The sequence below is a fragment of the Thauera sp. 27 genome, assembly GCF_000310125.2.
Classification (GTDB): Bacteria; Pseudomonadota; Gammaproteobacteria; order Burkholderiales; family Rhodocyclaceae; genus Thauera; species Thauera mechernichensis.
This window is the reverse complement of sequence record NZ_AMXB01000026.1, coordinates 25429-41204: the sequence shown is the minus strand read 5'-3', so window position 1 is coordinate 41204 and position 15776 is coordinate 25429. Positions and strand designations below refer to the sequence as shown.

Below are 15776 nucleotides of genomic sequence, written 5' to 3'. Positions count from 1 at the left end.
ATCAGAACGCGCCGTGCAGCGTGACGCGCAGCGCGCGCGGGGTTTCCGAGTAGCTGAACAAACTGGACTTGTCGGCCAGGCGGACATTGGTGATGTTGTCGATGCCCGCCGTCACGCGCAGGTGCTTGTTGAACGCGTAGCCACCCTGCAGATGCAGCAGGTTGTAGGCTGGCGCCTTGCGCGCCGCCGAGGTGACATACTGACGGCCGGTGTGCTCCAGGCGGAGGGCTGCGCTCAAGGGCCCCTGCTTCCAGCCCAGACGGGCATTGAGCAAGTGGTCGGGCCGCGCATTGAGCGGCTTGCCCGAGGTCTTGTCCTCGGTGTCGAGCCATTGTCCGCCCAGGCGGGCATCGAAACCGCCGCCAAGATCCACGCGCAGTGCGGTCTCGACCCCCTGGATGCGGGCATCGTTGATGTTGTCGTAGATGTAGAAGGCCCGGGGGCCGACGCGCCGGATCTCGCGCGTGGTGATGAGATCGGTGACACTGTTGCGGAACGCGGTGAGCTCCCAGTCGATCGCACCCTTGGCGTACATGAGACCGAGCTCCCACGACTTGCTCGTCTCGGGCCGGATGTCACCGTTGCCGTAGAAGGTATGCGGTCCTTCGGCGCCCTCGTACGACGACGAGGCCTGCTTGAGCGTTGGCGCGCGGAAGCCTTCGCCGTAGCCGCCTCGCAGCGTCCAGGCATCGGTCGCATGCCAGACAAGGTAGGCGCGCGGACTGCTCTCGGCACCGAAGATCGAGTGTCGATCGCGACGGAAGCCGAGCGTGAGCGTGAGATCTGCAGCCAGTGCAATCTCATCCTGGATATAGAGCGCGCGAAAATCGGCGTCGTCCTTGCCACCGGCAAGGCCGGCGTTCTTCATCGTCTCGGTCCGGGTGTCGAAGCCCACCGTCAGGTACTGCATGCTGCCGAGCGCGAAGCCGACGCGCCCGTCCACACCGCGGTCGTCCATGCTCTGCGGGCGGGTGGGCGCCACGCCATTGGTGCGCCGGTTCGACACCGAGAAATCGGACTCCCAGGCGCGCAACTGGGTCTCCACACCCGACCAGTCGGCGCGCCAGGTCGCGATCGACTGCGAGCGATCGATGTCGTAGGTATCGCGGTAGTAGGTGCCGCTGCGGACCTGGTCGCGCTCACGCTCCTCGTTGCTGACGCGGTGCTCGAGGTCGAACGTGTGCGCGGCCAGCGGCTGCCAGGACAGCAGCAGATGCCCCGACTGCAGGTCGGTACCCTCGATCTCGGAGGTGCGCCGGTCTTCCTTGCGCTCGAGCGGCGAGCGCTGCAGCCGCGTGGCCGAGATCGCCATGCGCAAGGTGTCGGTCAGGCCACCGGAAAAATGGACACCGCCGCTGAGCGAATCACCCCCACCCGCACCCGCTACGCTGCGCCCGCCGAGGCGAACGCCGCCACGCCATTCGGCGTCGGGCCGGCGGGTAATCGTGTTGATGACGCCACCGAGTGCATCCGAGCCATAGAGCACGGACATCGGCCCTCGCACAACCTCGATGCGTTCGATGCTGTCGACAGGCGTCCAGTCATACTGGAAATCGGAATGTCCGACCCAGTCGTCGGTATTGATGACGCGCAGGCCATTGACGAGATAGAGGGTGTGCTTGCCGTCCATGCCGCGCAGGGACATCGTCTTGCGGCCAGCAACGCTTTGCCCGACGAGGCCGATTCCCGTCGTCTCGCGCACGGCCGCAAGCACATTGTCGGCCCCTGCGGCCTCGATTTCTTCGCGCTTGACCACCGCTGCCGCTGCGGGCACGTCGCGAACAGCCTGCTCGCGCTGAGTGGCGGTCACGAAGACCTCGTCGAGCCTCGAATCGGAAGCCGCCCCAGCCCAGGCCTGCGCGGCGGGCAGGACGGCGAGCGCCAGCATGATCCGTGACACACCGCCAAACGATGCGGACCGAAGCGTCGACTGAACGCCAGTGAAGGTAACCATCAAGCTCTCCAGGAAGGAAGATTTGGCTGGCTACCTATCCGTACAGGCGTTGGTTGCTGGCTGATATGCGAAAAAGGGACCGAACACTCCGCTTGGCTGCAGACAAGCACAGCACAAGCGGGCAAAATTGAGCTAGATAAAATCTAAGTAAGAATGATTTCTATTTGTAATTATTATACGCCGGCTTTGCCTCGAAATGAAAGCCGGCCCCGCAATCAGGAACACATCGGTATGAACCCACGGAAAACGCGCATTGCATCAAGCTCACCCGGTCGGCTGCGAATCCGGGACCTGGCCCTTCGCGACCGCGACCGGATCGCACAGTTCGAAGCGCAGCTACATCAGATCGACGGCATCCGGGAGATCGAGGCGAACGCAAGCGCCGGCAGCGTGGTGATCCGATACGATGGCGGCCGGATCGAGGCCGTCGAGCTCGAGCGCCGCGTCGATGCACTGGTCGACGCCGTGCTCGCCGCACCGCGCAGCCCGGGCCGCCGCAGCCTGCGCAGGCACGCGAACCGCATCGCCAAGGTCGGCATGCTGGGCAGCCTGGGGGCATCGCTTGCGCTCGCGGCCACCGGCAACAAGCGCTGGCACGCGCTCAGTGGCGGCGTGTTCGTAGCCTGTCTCGGCGTGCACATCGGGCTGCACCGCAAGGCCTTGCTGCGCTGACCGCCTTCCCGCGGCGATCAGGCAGCAGCCGTGTCTCAGGCGCAGCATCCGGCCAGGTGGATGATCCGGCGCGCCAGCAGGACAGCTGAAGCGCGGCGGGCAGCATCATCCGGCAGGTAGACCTCGACGCCCAGGTAGGCAAAACGGGGGTTGTTCCAGACCGCCTCCGGGATGACGGTGCGCGCATGCAAGGGCTGGCCCGCGTCGAGCGCAACGATACGCACCTGCTCGCGCAGCGAGGGCAGTGCTTCGCCCGCCGCAAGCGTAGCGGGCGACTCGAGCGCGTGCATGAGACAGGCTCGCAGGCGCGGACTCGCGCACAGCAGGTCTGCGCTTGGCCCCCTATCGTCATGTCCGGCATGGAGGTCAAGCAGCAGCCGGTGAGCGGGGCCGAGTTGCGACAGGAGCTGAAGGTAGAGTGCGCGGTGCACAACGCGGTTGCGGAAGCACTCGTCGGGCAGGGGCCGACGGCCGGACAAGCCGTCGGGAACCTCAAGCACGTCGATCTCGCCTGGATCGAAGCCATCGAGCACCTCGCGACCGAAGGCAAGCTCCTCGCGGTGGATACCGATCACGACGAGCACGCCCGCCACCACACTGCCTCCGTCTGCGCTCACACCGTGGCGTCGCCGCCGGCCCCCTTGCCTGCGGCCCGCTCATCGCCCGCCCGTTCATCGCCCGCCCACTCGTAGACGGCGACCGTTGCCGGATCGCACTTGCAGCAGGTGGTACCACAAGCCGATGCGGCGGCCAGGCGTCGCACCCTGCCCTTGCGTTCGAGCGTGGCGAGCATGGGTTCGAGCGCAGCCGGCGTGCTGCCCAAGCCGTTCGCCATGTCGGCAACGCTGGCGCGGCGGCGCTCCCGCAGGTAGTTGCCCAGGCGTGACAAGATCATCGCTCCCCCTCAGACCTGCTGCGGCAGGGGCATGCTGGCGCCTGCCTCGCGTGCGCCGTGACGCCGCAGCGCCCACAGCACCAGCCCCATGAACACGGTAACCCCGGCGATCCAGGCCAGCGATGCACCCGGATGCTGCGCCCAGGTGGCGGCCTGGTAGTACACCGTGGCCACGCCGTAGCCCATCGCCGTCGTCCATGCGGTGACGAACACCGCCCAGCGCGCACCCGACTCCTGATAGATCGCCGCGATCGCAGCCGTGCATGGCGCATAGAGCAGGATGAACAACAGGTAGGCGAAGGCCCCCGCCGCGCCGTCGAAGCGTGCGGCCATCGCGCCGAAAGTGCCGGTCGACACTGCCTGCTCCTCGGCCACCGCAGCCTGGTCGCTGAGGTCGCCAACGTCCAGGCCGATCGGGTCGGCCCAGGCGCCAAGCGCATCGGCCAGGTTCGCCGGGATGGTGGCGAAGGCGGCGGCGACGCTTTCGACGAGGTCGAAGGGGGTCTCCTCACCGCCCTCTTCACCCGCGTCCTTGGCGGCGAGCGCAGAGTAGGCGGCGTCGAGCGTGCCGACGACCGCCTCCTTGGCAAGTACGCCAGTGAAGATCCCCACAGCAGCCGGCCAGTTCTCCTCGGTCAGCCCCATCGGCGCAAAGGCCGGCGTGATGCTCCGCCCCACCGCGGCAAGCACGGAGGCATCGCTGTCCTCGTTGCCGTAGCTGCCATCGGTGCCAACCGAGTTGAGCACATTCAGCACCAGTACCATCGGCACGATCACCCGGCCGGCGCGCACGATGAAGGCCATCAGGCGCTCCCAGGCGTGGCGCAGCACGCCGCGCACGGTGGGCAGGTGGTAGGGCGGCAGTTCCATGATGAAGGGCGTCGGCTCGCCCTTGAGCAGGGTGTTGCGCAACACCAGCCCGGTCAGCACCGCCACTGCGATGCCGATCAGGTAGAGCCCGAACACCACGTTCTGTGCACCGCTCGGAAAGAAGGCGGCCGCGAACAGCACATACACCGGCAGACGCGCGCCGCAGGACATGAAGGGCGCCATGGCAATCGTCATCAGGCGGTCGCGGCGGTGCTCGAGCGTACGCGTGGCCATGATCGCCGGCACGTTGCAGCCAAAGCCGACGATGAGCGGCACGAAGGACTTGCCGGGCAGCCCCACCCAACGCATGAAGCGGTCCATCACGAAGGCTGCGCGCGCCATGTAGCCCGAGTCCTCGAGCACCGACAGGAACAGGAACAGGAAGCCGATGATCGGGATGAAGGTGGCGACCACCTGGATGCCACCACCGATGCCCTGCGCGAGCAGGACGGTGAGCCACTCGGGCGAACCGAGGCCGGACAGCAGTTCGGCAAAGCCATCGACCAGCAAGGCACCGGTAAACTGGTCGAAGAAGTCGATGAAGGCGCCGCCGATGCTGATGGTGAAGAGGAACATCAGGTACATCATCAGCAGGAAGATCGGCACTCCGAGGACGCGGTTGAGCACCACGCGGTCGATGCGGTCGGTGAGATCGCGCCCAACACGGCCGCTGACGGTGACCGCCGCCGCGGCGATGCGGTTGGCGAGCCCATAGCGCGCATCGGCCACCATGATGTCGAGATCGTCGTCAAGCCCAGCCCCCAGCCGCTCGGCTTCGGCAGCGACCGCCGGCCCCGCTGCGCGGCGTGCCAGGTCGTCGCCCTCGAGCACGCGGACCGCAAGCCAGCGCGCCGACGTTCCGGCAGCCCGGGCCGGCTCGCCGAGCAAGGGAACGAGCGTCTCGATCGCGCGCTCCAGCGCCGGCTGATAATCAACCGTGGCGCTCGCCGGCTGGCGCACCTGGACAGCGCTGCGGATCGCTGACTTCAGCGCATCCACGCCGCGGCCTTCGGAGGCCACCACCGGGATCACCGGGCAACCGAGCCGACGCGACAGCTCATCGGCATCGATGCGCAGGCCCTTGGCTTCGGCCACGTCCACCATGTTGAGCACGACCAGCAGGGGCACGCGCATCTCGACGAGCTGGCTCGTCAGGTAGAGGTTGCGCTCGAGGTTCGCGGCATCGACGATATTGACGACCAGCCCGGCCTCGTTGCCATGGACGAAGTCGCGCGCCACGCTCTCGTCGAGCGACACCTCGCGATCGACCACGTCGAGCGAATAGGTTCCGGGAAGATCCACGACTTCGAAGTGCCGCCCATCATGCCGGTACTCGCCGCACTTCTTCTCGACGGTGACGCCGGGCCAGTTGCCGACACGCTGGCGCGAGCCGGTAAGGGCGTTGAACAGGGTCGTCTTGCCGCAGTTGGGATTGCCTACAAAGGCAATGGTGTGTTCGTGGTTCATTGCAGCACCTGAATCAGAGTTTCTCGACTGTCAGGGCGTCGGCCTCGCCCTTGCGCAGCGTGAGCGCGAAGCCGCGCACGCGGATCTCGACCGGGTCGCCCATGGGAGCGACGCGTACGATCTGCAACTCGGCCCCAGGCGTGAGCCCCATCGACAACAGTTTGCGGCGATAGGCCCCGCCCGCCTCGGCAAAACCACTGACCTTTGCGCGGTCTCCGACCTCGAGTTGCTTCAGCATCATCACAACGACTCCAGCTGTTGACCGCGCGTGCAGCACGCACCCGCAGCATGTGAAGGGACGCGCGGCTCAGGCGCCGGCACGCGCCACCAGGATCTTGTGGGCCATGCCGGCACCCAGGGCAAAGCGCGTCTCGCCGCGCCCCACCACCAGGCCACCCCCCTGGCGCTGGCGGACGACGAGCTCGCTGCCGACATTCAGGCCGATCTCGGCCACGCGCAAGGCCATGGCCGAACCGCCCAGGATGGCAACCACGCAAACGGCCTCACCCTCGGCGGCCATCGCCAGGGGGAAGGCACTGGAACGGTCTGGGTGGCTCATGCGGCTACGCCCCCTTGTGCGGCGCTTTCATTCCGTACGCTCGGTCCGCGCGGCAGGCCGGCGCCAGCGAGCGCACGCAGCAGGATGGCGATCGTCGTGCCGTTGTGCAGGGCCGAAGCGGCCACCGGCGTCAGCCAGCCGAACGCAGCCGCCGACAGGATCGTGGTGTTGAGGCCAACCGTGAGCTTGAAGTTGCTGTCGATGAGGCGCCGCGTCGCCAGCGCGAGCGCACGGGCATCCGCCACACGGGCGATGTCGTCCTCGAGCAGCGCCACGTCCGACGCCAGCCGCGCCACGTCGGCGCCGTTGTGCATAGAGATGCCGACGTGCGCACCGCTGAGTGCCGGCGCATCGTTGACGCCATCGCCAACGAAGGCGATGCGCGCACCATCGGCTGCCAGCGCCTGCAGGATGCTGGCCTTGTCCTGTGGCATCAGCCCGGCATGGAACGCGTCCAGGCCGAGTGCTTCCGCCATTGCACGTGCGCGTTCGGGGTGGTCGCCGGTGAGCATCAGCACACGCCTGACGCCGAGCCGGCGCAAGCGGCGGATGGTTACCGCGCTGTTGCTGCGCAGGCCGTCACGCAGTGCAATCACGCCGAGCAGTTCGCCGCCGAAGCCGATGTAGAGCAGGGTCTTGCCCTCGACGTGGAGACGGTCGATGACCTCGCGGTGAGCCGCGACCGGAATGCCCTCGTCGTCCTCGACGAAGTGGCGCGAGCCGACCACGATGCGCCGTCCGTCAATGACGCTGGCCACCCCGTGGGCAACGATGAACTCGACTTCCTTGTGGTCGAAGTGGCGTGGCTTCTCCAGCCGCCGCGAGGCCTCGACCACCGCCAGCGCGAGCGGGTGGAAATAGTGTTCCTCGACCGACGCGGCCAGGTTGATCAGGTCCTCGGGCGAATAGCCGGGCTTGAAGGCCACCGAGTCGGTCACCTCGAGCCTGCCGGTGCTCAGGGTGCCGGTCTTGTCGAACACGAAGGTGTCGGCCTCGGCCAGTCGCTCGAGCGCCTTGGCGCCCTTGACCAGCATCCCAGACTTGCCGGCGGCATACATCGCCGCCTTGAAGGCCACCGGTGTGGACAGCTTGAGCGCGCAGGAATAGTCAGCCTGCAGCACGGCCGCCACACGCTGCCAGTCACGCGACACCAGCCAGGTGGCACCCGCCAGCCCCAGCACCATGGGCACCAGGCGGTCGGCCATGCGCGCGGCCTCGAGCTGGGTCTTGCTCTTGACCGCGAGCGACTGCTCGACGAAGTCGGCGATGCGCGCGACGGCAGCCTGGGCGCCAACCTTCTCGGCATAGATGCGCAAGCGCCCTTCCTCGACCAGCGTGCCCGACAGCACCGCATCGCCACGGCGACGCGCCACCGGCACGCTCTCGCCGGTCATCGTGGCCTCGTTGACCAAGGCCTCGCCGCCGAGCACCGTGCCATCGACCGGAATCACGGCGCCGGTCGCGACGATCACGGTGTCGCCGACGCGCACCTCGTCCGCGTCGACCTGGACTTCCTCTCCGTTGCGCTCCACCCAAACCTCGTCGACCGCGGGCTTGAGCAGGTGCTTGAGCAGTTCGTCCGAGCGGCGCTCGATCGAGGCCTCGAGGTACTCGCCGAGCGCGAGCAGGAAGGACGTGGTGTTCGCGGCGAGGAAATCGCGCCGGCCAATGGAGATCGCCACCGCCATCGCCTCGAGCACGTGCGACGTCACCCCCTTTTCGAGGAAATCGTCCATCGCCTCGCCCAGCAGCGGGATCGCTGTGCCGAGGGCCACCGGAGCCTGCAGCCCGGGCTGCAGCGAGCGCGTCGCAAGCAAGGTCGCCGCGCTCAGCGCCAGCGGTGCCGCGCTCGGCTCGCCATTGGCGGCGCCCGCCCTGCGCGCACGGACGGCATCCATGCGCAGGATCTCGATCGCGACGCGTTCGGCCGTAGTGGTCCTGTGGTCGTACTCCACGACCAGTGCGCGCGCAGCGGCATTGACGCGCACCTTGCGCACCCCGTCGACGACCAGGACCGCGCGCTCAAGGGCCTGTACGTCGGCCGATGCACCCGGGCGCAAGGCATAGCGCCAGCGCACCCGCCCCCGGGTCGCATGCACGGGCTCGAGCGCAGACACCCAGGCACTGGCCATCATGCGTCCCCGTGGCGCTCCGCCTCGACCTCGGCGCGGATGTCGGACATCTGCTCCTTCATCTCCTCGAAGCCGCCGGCGACACCGGCGTAGAGCTTGATTGCCGACTTCACGATCTTGCCGCGCAGTTCCTCGTCGCTCAGCACCCAGGCCGCGGCCGCGCCGATGAGCGCCCCGAGCAGGAACTGCTCGGTGTTGCGCGTGCGCAGGAAGGCCGGCATGCCCTGCAGCAGGCCCTTGTCCAGGCCAGCCGCGTGCAGGCCCGCCTGCAGACCGTCATACAGGCCCTGGCCGCCCTGGCCATCGCCCACGCCCTGCCCAAACCCGCCACTCGCTCCGTACATGCCCGTCATCGCCGGATCAGCCGCCATGCCGCTGTGGCCGTACTGCGGGTATTGGCCGTAATGCCCCTGGTACATCGGGCCGGCAGCCCCCGGGTGGCCACCCGCCATCTCGCCATAGGCGCGGCGGTGGGCCTTCTTATGCTTCTTGGACATCCTTCTTCTCCTGTTCGGTCTGCACCCGTTCGCGCAGCATTCGTTCGATGATCAGTACGCCGGCAGCACCCGCAGCCGCGGCGAGCAGCGCCGCCGCGTAGTCCTGCCGGCGTACGGCGTGCGCGGCGGCGCTGCCGGCGGTCAGCGCCGTACCGCCCTGCAGCCCATGGCGGAGCACGCGCTTGAGTTCGGTTCTGGAAAGGGGCGAGGCCTGATCCTGGAAAGCCGATACGCAGGCCCCTGCAACGAAGCCCTGCACGAAGGTGGCCCCCCCTATCCTGGGCGTCGGCGCCGGCATGAGGCGTGGCAGCGGCCTCATGACCCGGCCTCTCCATCATCGGCCGGCTCCCCGCCAGGCGCGGCTTTGGCCTTGGAGCTGGTCTTCGGAGCACGCCCTGCCGCGGGCCTGGCGGCACGCGCTGCACGCTTGCGCGGTGGCGCTTCGGGGGCGGCGGCGGGCGCAACGACATCGGCAACTGCTTCGGCAGTTGCGGACGCCTCTGCATCCTCGGCCGTCAAACGCTGGCGCACGCGTGCGGAAGCGCTCTCGATCGCCTCAAGGCTGGACACCGTCGCGCCGCGCAGCTTGTCCTGGGCTTTCTCCAGGCCAGCCTTGGTCTTGTCGGTCTTGATCAGACGGAGCGCGACTGCGCCGGTCAGCACCCCAGCTACAAAGGGAAACAGCGGGAACATGTCAGTTCTCCTTGCGTTGACGGCCGATCCTGTCCTTCAACAGGTAGACTCCGGCGCCCCCCGCGACCATGCCGGCCAGCATGGCGGGGTGTGCACGACGCAGAAGCGGACTGAAGACACCGATGGGGCCGGCATACGGGCCCAACTGCGAGAAGGCGCGCTCGAGAAAGTCGGACAGCGGTCCGTGGCTCACATAAGCCTGTTGTGGCGGGATGCCGTGAGCAGCGTGGTAATTCTCCTGGGCCGAGGCAGCTGCCACTGCCTGGCGGAACGCGGGCAGGTGGTTATGCAGGGCCGCTGCCTGCAGGTTCTGGAACACCCGGCGCACCTCGGGCTCTGCCACCTGGGTGAGCAGGTAGGCATACAGCTGCACATTGGCGATCTCGCCGACGACGGCGCGCTGGCAATTCGCCAACCAGGTCGGCTCGACCGTCGTCTCCTGCGCGAACGGATCGAGCGGACGCGGAATGCCGAAGCGCTCGCAGAGCCCCAGCAGGGCGGCGACATGTTGTCCTTCCGAGCGCAGGATGTTTGCAAACGGCGGCCGCTCACCGAAGGCTTCGATCACACGGGCGTAGAAGCTGCGGGCCGCATACTCGTCATAGAGCGCGATCCTGACAGCCTGGTGCACCACCGGGTACGGCGCGCGCGGATCGATCCGCTGCGTACGCAGGATCAGTTCGTCATGGTTTTGCATTGCCGATCTCCACGTAGGTATCGCGCAGAATGCGTTCGAGGATTGCTGCGGCATCCGACACCCTGCCGTCCAGCAGGTCGCTCCACGCCCGTTCGGGGATGAGCGCGGGGTCGTACTGCACGGTGCACGAGCGCGCGAGCAGATTGACCTGGACCGAGCGCACGCCCGGGATGTGGTCGAGCAGGGACTGGAACACCTGCGCACGTTCGCGCGGAAAGTCGATCGACACCGCCGCCGCCTCGACCTTGAGGCGGATTCGTCCGCGGATATGATGGGCGATGCGCACCTCCCGCAGGAAAGCGCGCAGTTCTTCGAAATCAGGCATCTTGCAGATCCACCCATCCACGCCGGGGGGCTGCGCAAGGGTACGGATCGAGCACCGCACGCAACGCCAGCCACCCCGAGCGAAAAACGCTCCAGGGGGTTCCTGGCTGGCAACTTCGGCTGGCTACGCGAACCCGACTCGATGCAGAAACCGGGCGGGAGCGAATCCACCGCTCAACCACCCCTTCACATCGATGAAAAAACTCTACGCCATCCCGCCGCTGCGGATATGACAAAAGTCAAACAGGGCTGCAATTGCAGCCCCGGTGCCGGCAGAATCAGAACTCCCAGGCGACGCCCGCATTGGCGATCGTGCGGCCGTTGCCTCGCCCAACTGCGGCAGACACTTTCACACCTTCGGCAATCGTGTAACGCAGCCCGACCTGGCGATCAGGGCCGGAATGCTCCTCGCCGAAGGTCTCGACGACGAAATCGACCTGCTCGCTCAGCGGAACGTCCAGGCCCAGACCCCAGAAATTCAGGTCTTCGTCGCCCTTCGTCCAACCTCGGCCAAGGTTGAGGTGAACCCTCGGCCCCTGCTCGAACGCCCAGGTCGCAAGACCTGCCAGCGAATGGGCTCGTGCCGTGCCCTCGCCGCTCACGCGCTCGCGGCCATACTCGTACTTCAGGCCCGCCGACAGGCCAGTCTCGGCCTGCAGGGGTATCCACTTCAGCGCAGCGCCGACGGCGCGGATCCTGGCGTCGGGATCGGCGTCGCGATCCTTGGCCCGGCCGAGCCCGACCTCCACCTCGACGTTGTCGATCGGCCCGAAGCCAGCGGCGCCCTCGAAGCCGCGCACCCCGCCATCGCGACTCCAGCCGAACTCCAGCTTGGCGGCGCCGTGCACCAGGCTCATCGTCATCGTCGATATGACGCGTATCAGGGCGGACTCGCCTCTTCGAGCACTTCCTCGCAGCCCGTTCCCGAATCGGGCCGCGGCGCCACGAATACTGCGCCCAGATAGCGCGCGGCGAGGCCATAGGCCACCACCCAGGCGGCAACGCTCACCGCCTGCAGACCCGCGATCGGCAGGCCGGGCAGGCCCGAGGCCGCGCGCGCCAGCGCCGCCACCACCAGCCCGACTGCGGCCAGCAGTACCCAGGACCTCATGTCCAGTTCGTGGCCCGCATGTGTGCGCCCGGCGATGCACAGCACGCCGAAGATCGATACCCCCATCGCGCCGATTGTCAGCAAGTGCAGGCCTGCACTGGGCGCCACCGGCACACCGAGCAGGGCCAGGCCGCTCAAGGCATAGCCTGCCGCCATCAGCCAATACACCACGTAGAGCATGAGTGCCCAGCGCGACAGCAGCGCGCGGCCGACATGCCAGTCGTTGAGCAGGTTGAGCACGGCGGCAGCCGCAGCCAGCGCCACCCACCCGGCAATGACCGATCCGGGCAGCACGAACTCGACCGCGGTGTACAGCGCCACACCGAAGATGGCGAGATTGCGTCGCGGCGGACGCGCGCGGTAATCAGGCAGGTCGTCGTCCTCGCCATGGCGGCGGGCCGCAGCACCATCGCGTCGCAGACGCTCGGCATCGAGCGCATCGTTGACGATGCGCATGGAGATGCGGCTCAAGGCGACCACGATCAGCACCATCATCACGCCGACACCTACCTTTACCCAGCGCATCGGATACAGCCCGCCCAGGGCGTCGGCATGGAAGCCGGCCAGCGCCAGCCACATCGCGCCCAGCCCCCACAGGAAGGCGAGGTGGCGACGCTCGGGGTCGCGCCACAGGCGCGGTGCGACGAGCGCGATCAGCGCGCCGAGAAAGCCCAGGTTGAGCACCGCCGCCAGGGCCTCCCCAACAACGCCCAATGTCCCGGACAGCCAGAAGGCGAGACGGGCAGCCGCCCACAGCAGGACCATACCGAGCGCGACACGGCGCCCCAGGGCGGGCGTACCGGTGAACTCGGGCACCGCCGTCAGCAGAAAGCCCGCCACCGCAGCCAGTCCGAAACCGAACATCAGCTCATACGCATGCCAGACGATCGGGCCGCCGGACACGGCCGGCACGCCCAGCCCCCAGGCAAGAAAGCCCAGCCAGATCGACAGCAGAATCACGGCGTACCCGGCCGTGGCGAGGAAGAAGGGGCGAAAGCCGCACATGAACAGCGGCCGCGCCGCCAGCTGGTCGAACAAGGTGTCGCGAGTCGTAAAGCGCATGACGTGTACGCCTCAGCCGCCGCAGCGCGCGCCGCCACGGGCGCCCAGCACCGGCTCGGCGGGCACGACCAGGCGCAAGCCTGCACCCGGGCGCACTGCCGGCACCTCAGCCAACGCAGGCACGGCGGGCGGCAGGCCGAAGCTGTCGCGCACCGCCTCCGCCTGCAGCAGTTCCGCGGTATGGTGATAGACCCAGGCGTCGTCCCTGCTCGCCGCAGGCTGACCGAGCTCGAACCGGCACACGATGCGCCCGGGCGTGGGCGCCATCACCAGGATGGCGTCGGACAGGCGGACAGCCTCCATGAGGTCGTGGGTGATCATCAGCACGCCCATGCCTTGCTCGGCCTGCTGCGCCAGCAGCAGGCGGTAGAGCTCTTCCTTGAGACCGACATCGAGCGCCGAGAAGGGCTCATCGAGCAGCAGCAGTTCGGGCGCCAGCACCAGCGCGCGCGCAAGCGCAACACGGCTCTGCATGCCGCCCGACAACTGGTGGGGAAACTTGTCGAGGTCGCGATGCGCGAGACCCAGGCGCAGGGCAAGCTCGCGAGCGCGAAAGTGGCGCTCGTCGCGCCCCACGCCGGCGGCCTTGAGACCGAGGGCGATGTTGTCGAGCGCCGTCTTCCACGGCAGCAGGCGTGGCTGCTGGAACATGAAGGCGGTGCTCGAAAAGCTGTTCGACACCTCACCCGCCTGCACCGTCAACAGACCGGCAGCAAGGTGCAGCAGCGTGGTCTTGCCACAACCCGAGGGGCCGACCAGGGCGACCACCTCTCCCGCACGCAGGCGGAAATCGATGCCGGCCAGTACCTCGTCGCGCCCGAAGGCGTGATCGAGCGCGCGGATGCGCAGTTCATGCTGCGTGCCGGCCGCTGCCGGCAGTGTGCCGATGCTCATGCGCCCTGCTCCCGCCAACGCTCAACCTCGCGCTTGATCGGTTCGAGCACCAGGTACTCCACCGCCAGCAGCAAGCCGACCACCGCCGCGATCCAGGCCATGGTCGACGCCGTGTCCAGGTGCGAGCGCGACACCGCGAGCGCCGCACCGACGCCATCCTGGGTGGCGAGCAGCTCGGCCATCACCACCACCTTCCAGGCCGTGCCGAGCGCGGCGATCCAGGCCGGGAACAGGTAAGAGACGACATGCGGCAGATAGACGTCGACGAACATCATTCGCCGCGGCAGGCGGAAGGCCTCGGCCATGCCGCGCAGGTGGTTGTCGAGCGTGCGCGTGCCCTGCAGCGCCCCGATAAAGATCACCGGGAAGGCAGCGACGAAAACGGTGAACACCGGTGTGCCGTCGCTCGCGCCGAACCACAGCATGGCGAGCACCAGCCAGGCGATCGGCGGCGTGCCCATGAGCACGGTGACGAGCGGGCGCGACATCATGGATGCGGTCATCGACAGCCCGGCGACCAGCCCCAGCACACTGCCGGCAAGCACCGCCAGAACATAGCCTGACAGCGCGCGGCGAGCAGTGGCGGCGAGCTCGGGCCAGGCAGCGCCGCTGTCGATGAGCGCCCACAGCGTGGCGAAGGCCGAACGCGGGTCGGGCATGACCAAGGGCCCGTAAACGAGGCTCACCGCCTCCCAGGCGGCGAGCAGCAGGAACAGGCTGGCGATCGCGCCCCAGCCGCTCCACAGGTAGGCGGGCAACCCGGCGAGCCAGGCGCGCAGCAGCGTCATCGCATCCCCGCTCCGGCGTAGAAGCCATCATCGGGGAGCTTGCCACCGACCAACGCGGGGTTCTTTGCAAGCAGGTGGCCGTACATGAACTCGAGTTCGGCGCGCGCTGCCGCCGCCGGCACGGCGTCGAGCTGGCTCACCGCGATCGAATCGGCCACCGCCTCGGCGCTGAGCATGTCGATGCGTGCCGCCACCGCCTTGCCACAGGCTTCGGCGTTGGCCTTGCACCAGGCCAGCGAGCGCACGTACTCGGCCTCGATGCGCGCGACCAGCTCGGGGCGCGCGCGCAGGGCGCCCATCACCGCAATGCCGGCCTGCGGGATGCGTGCCTCGCGAGCGAACACCCGCCCCCACTCCTGCTGCAGGTCGACGCTGCGGTGGAGCTCGGGGGCAAGCACGCTGAGCGGGAATGAGCCCGTCTTGCGCAAGGCCATCGAGGCGGCAGGCTCGGCAAGCAAGGCATGGTCGACGCGACGCATGACCAGCAGCTGCATCGCATCGACCGGGCTGGCAACGTAGCGCAGGTTCAGATCCTTCCTGACGTCGATGCCCTGCTGCTCGGCCAGCAGCTGCAGCACGATGTCGGGCATGTCGCCGCGAAACGGCATCGCCAGCTCCTTGCCGCGCAGGTCGGCAAGCGATTTGAGCGTCGGATCGCGCGACACCAGCCACAGCACGCCCCAGGTCGACACGTTGATGAGTTGCAGCTTGGCGCCGCGGTTGTACAGGTTGGCGGCGACGTTGGTCGGCATGGCGAGCACGTCGGCACGGCCGTCGAGCGCCATCACGCGCAGCTGGTCCGGGTCGCGCCAGGGCACGAACTCGACCACCTCGGCGACGTCGGCGAGCGCACCGGAGTCGGCCATGTGGATCAATGCATTCGACACCGAGGCCGAAGGTCCGGACAGGGTCAGCCTCGGCAGCTTCTGCGCATGTACGACGCCAGTGACGAGCAGGAAGGCGCATACCACGCACACGTGCAGCACGGCGCGTGTCCACGCCGGCAGCATCAGTGCGCGCCGCTCGCGCCGGGCGGCCACCGCCCCCTTCTCCGCGCCCGACGCGCCCGATGCACCCCCGAAGCGCTGCGTCGAGCGGTCCGCAAACACGACGCCGCGCGAGCGCCGGCGTCGTCCTGAGTAGCGGTGGCCGTTTTCCATA

General features: G+C 68.0%; 18 protein-coding genes. 1 reads left to right on the top strand and 17 read right to left on the bottom strand.

Going from position 1 to position 15776, the window contains the following annotated elements:
• Nucleotide 1: 1 nt before the first annotated feature.
• The gene (locus tag B447_RS14325) at nt 2–1954 is read right to left on the bottom strand and encodes a TonB-dependent receptor plug domain-containing protein (protein WP_002941673.1); all 1953 of its coding nucleotides are present in this window, start codon (nt 1952–1954) and stop codon (nt 2–4) included.
• A gap of 231 nt (nt 1955–2185) precedes the next feature.
• Between B447_RS14325 and B447_RS14320 the strand changes: the two genes are divergently transcribed.
• On the top strand, nt 2186–2626 hold the full coding sequence (locus B447_RS14320) for an HMA2 domain-containing protein (RefSeq protein WP_002941672.1): 441 nt from the start codon (nt 2186–2188) through the stop codon (nt 2624–2626).
• 35 nt (nt 2627–2661) lie between these two features.
• Here the strand turns inward: B447_RS14320 and B447_RS14315 are convergent, their stop codons facing one another.
• The 16 genes from B447_RS14315 to B447_RS14240 all read right to left on the bottom strand — a co-directional run bounded on the left by B447_RS14315 (nt 2662) and on the right by B447_RS14240 (nt 15775).
• Nucleotides 2662–3243 (bottom strand): hypothetical protein, encoded by a 582-nt coding sequence (locus B447_RS14315; RefSeq protein ID WP_232431636.1) that lies wholly within the window; start codon nt 3241–3243, stop codon nt 2662–2664.
• The gene (locus B447_RS14310; RefSeq protein WP_002941661.1) at nt 3240–3521 is read right to left on the bottom strand and encodes a FeoC-like transcriptional regulator; all 282 of its coding nucleotides are present in this window, start codon (nt 3519–3521) and stop codon (nt 3240–3242) included. The genes B447_RS14315 and B447_RS14310 overlap by 4 nt, the downstream gene beginning before the upstream one ends.
• 9 nt (nt 3522–3530) lie before the next feature.
• Nucleotides 3531–5858, bottom strand: a complete 2328-nt coding sequence (gene feoB / locus B447_RS14305; protein WP_002941659.1) for a Fe(2+) transporter permease subunit FeoB — start codon at nt 5856–5858, stop codon at nt 3531–3533.
• A 13-nt stretch (nt 5859–5871) separates the two neighbouring features.
• Nucleotides 5872–6099 (bottom strand): FeoA family protein, encoded by a 228-nt coding sequence (locus tag B447_RS14300; RefSeq protein WP_002941657.1) that lies wholly within the window; start codon nt 6097–6099, stop codon nt 5872–5874.
• 66 nt (nt 6100–6165) lie between these two features.
• Entirely contained in the window at nt 6166–6417 is a 252-nt protein-coding gene (locus tag B447_RS14295) for a FeoA family protein (RefSeq protein ID WP_002929597.1), read from the bottom strand.
• A complete protein-coding gene (locus tag B447_RS14290; RefSeq protein ID WP_002941656.1) occupies nt 6414–8552 on the bottom strand; it encodes a heavy metal translocating P-type ATPase in 2139 nt (712 codons plus the stop codon). The genes B447_RS14295 and B447_RS14290 overlap by 4 nt, the downstream gene beginning before the upstream one ends.
• Complete coding sequence (locus B447_RS14285) at nt 8549–9046, bottom strand: hypothetical protein (protein ID WP_002941655.1); 498 nt, start codon at nt 9044–9046, stop codon at nt 8549–8551. The genes B447_RS14290 and B447_RS14285 overlap by 4 nt, the downstream gene beginning before the upstream one ends.
• A complete protein-coding gene (locus tag B447_RS14280; RefSeq protein ID WP_002941654.1) occupies nt 9030–9365 on the bottom strand; it encodes a hypothetical protein in 336 nt (111 codons plus the stop codon). Before B447_RS14280 ends, B447_RS14285 begins: the two co-directional genes overlap by 17 nt.
• The gene (locus B447_RS14275) at nt 9362–9739 is read right to left on the bottom strand and encodes a hypothetical protein (protein ID WP_002941653.1); all 378 of its coding nucleotides are present in this window, start codon (nt 9737–9739) and stop codon (nt 9362–9364) included. The genes B447_RS14280 and B447_RS14275 overlap by 4 nt, the downstream gene beginning before the upstream one ends.
• A 1-nt stretch (nt 9740) precedes the next feature.
• The gene (locus B447_RS14270) at nt 9741–10436 is read right to left on the bottom strand and encodes a ferritin-like domain-containing protein (RefSeq protein WP_002941652.1); all 696 of its coding nucleotides are present in this window, start codon (nt 10434–10436) and stop codon (nt 9741–9743) included.
• Nucleotides 10423–10761 (bottom strand): HMA2 domain-containing protein, encoded by a 339-nt coding sequence (locus B447_RS14265; RefSeq protein WP_002929582.1) that lies wholly within the window; start codon nt 10759–10761, stop codon nt 10423–10425. Before B447_RS14265 ends, B447_RS14270 begins: the two co-directional genes overlap by 14 nt.
• 277 nt (nt 10762–11038) lie before the next feature.
• Nucleotides 11039–11623, bottom strand: a complete 585-nt coding sequence (locus B447_RS14260) for a hypothetical protein (RefSeq protein WP_002941644.1) — start codon at nt 11621–11623, stop codon at nt 11039–11041.
• Between the two features lie 17 nt (nt 11624–11640).
• A complete protein-coding gene (locus B447_RS14255) occupies nt 11641–12933 on the bottom strand; it encodes an NnrS family protein (protein ID WP_002941634.1) in 1293 nt (430 codons plus the stop codon).
• A gap of 12 nt (nt 12934–12945) precedes the next feature.
• Nucleotides 12946–13827, bottom strand: a complete 882-nt coding sequence (locus tag B447_RS14250; protein WP_002941629.1) for an ABC transporter ATP-binding protein — start codon at nt 13825–13827, stop codon at nt 12946–12948.
• Nucleotides 13824–14615, bottom strand: coding sequence for an ABC transporter permease (locus B447_RS14245; protein ID WP_002941628.1), 792 nt, complete (start codon nt 14613–14615; stop codon nt 13824–13826). The genes B447_RS14250 and B447_RS14245 overlap by 4 nt, the downstream gene beginning before the upstream one ends.
• Entirely contained in the window at nt 14612–15775 is a 1164-nt protein-coding gene (locus B447_RS14240) for an ABC transporter substrate-binding protein (protein ID WP_002941624.1), read from the bottom strand. Before B447_RS14240 ends, B447_RS14245 begins: the two co-directional genes overlap by 4 nt.
• Nucleotide 15776 lies beyond the last annotated feature (1 nt).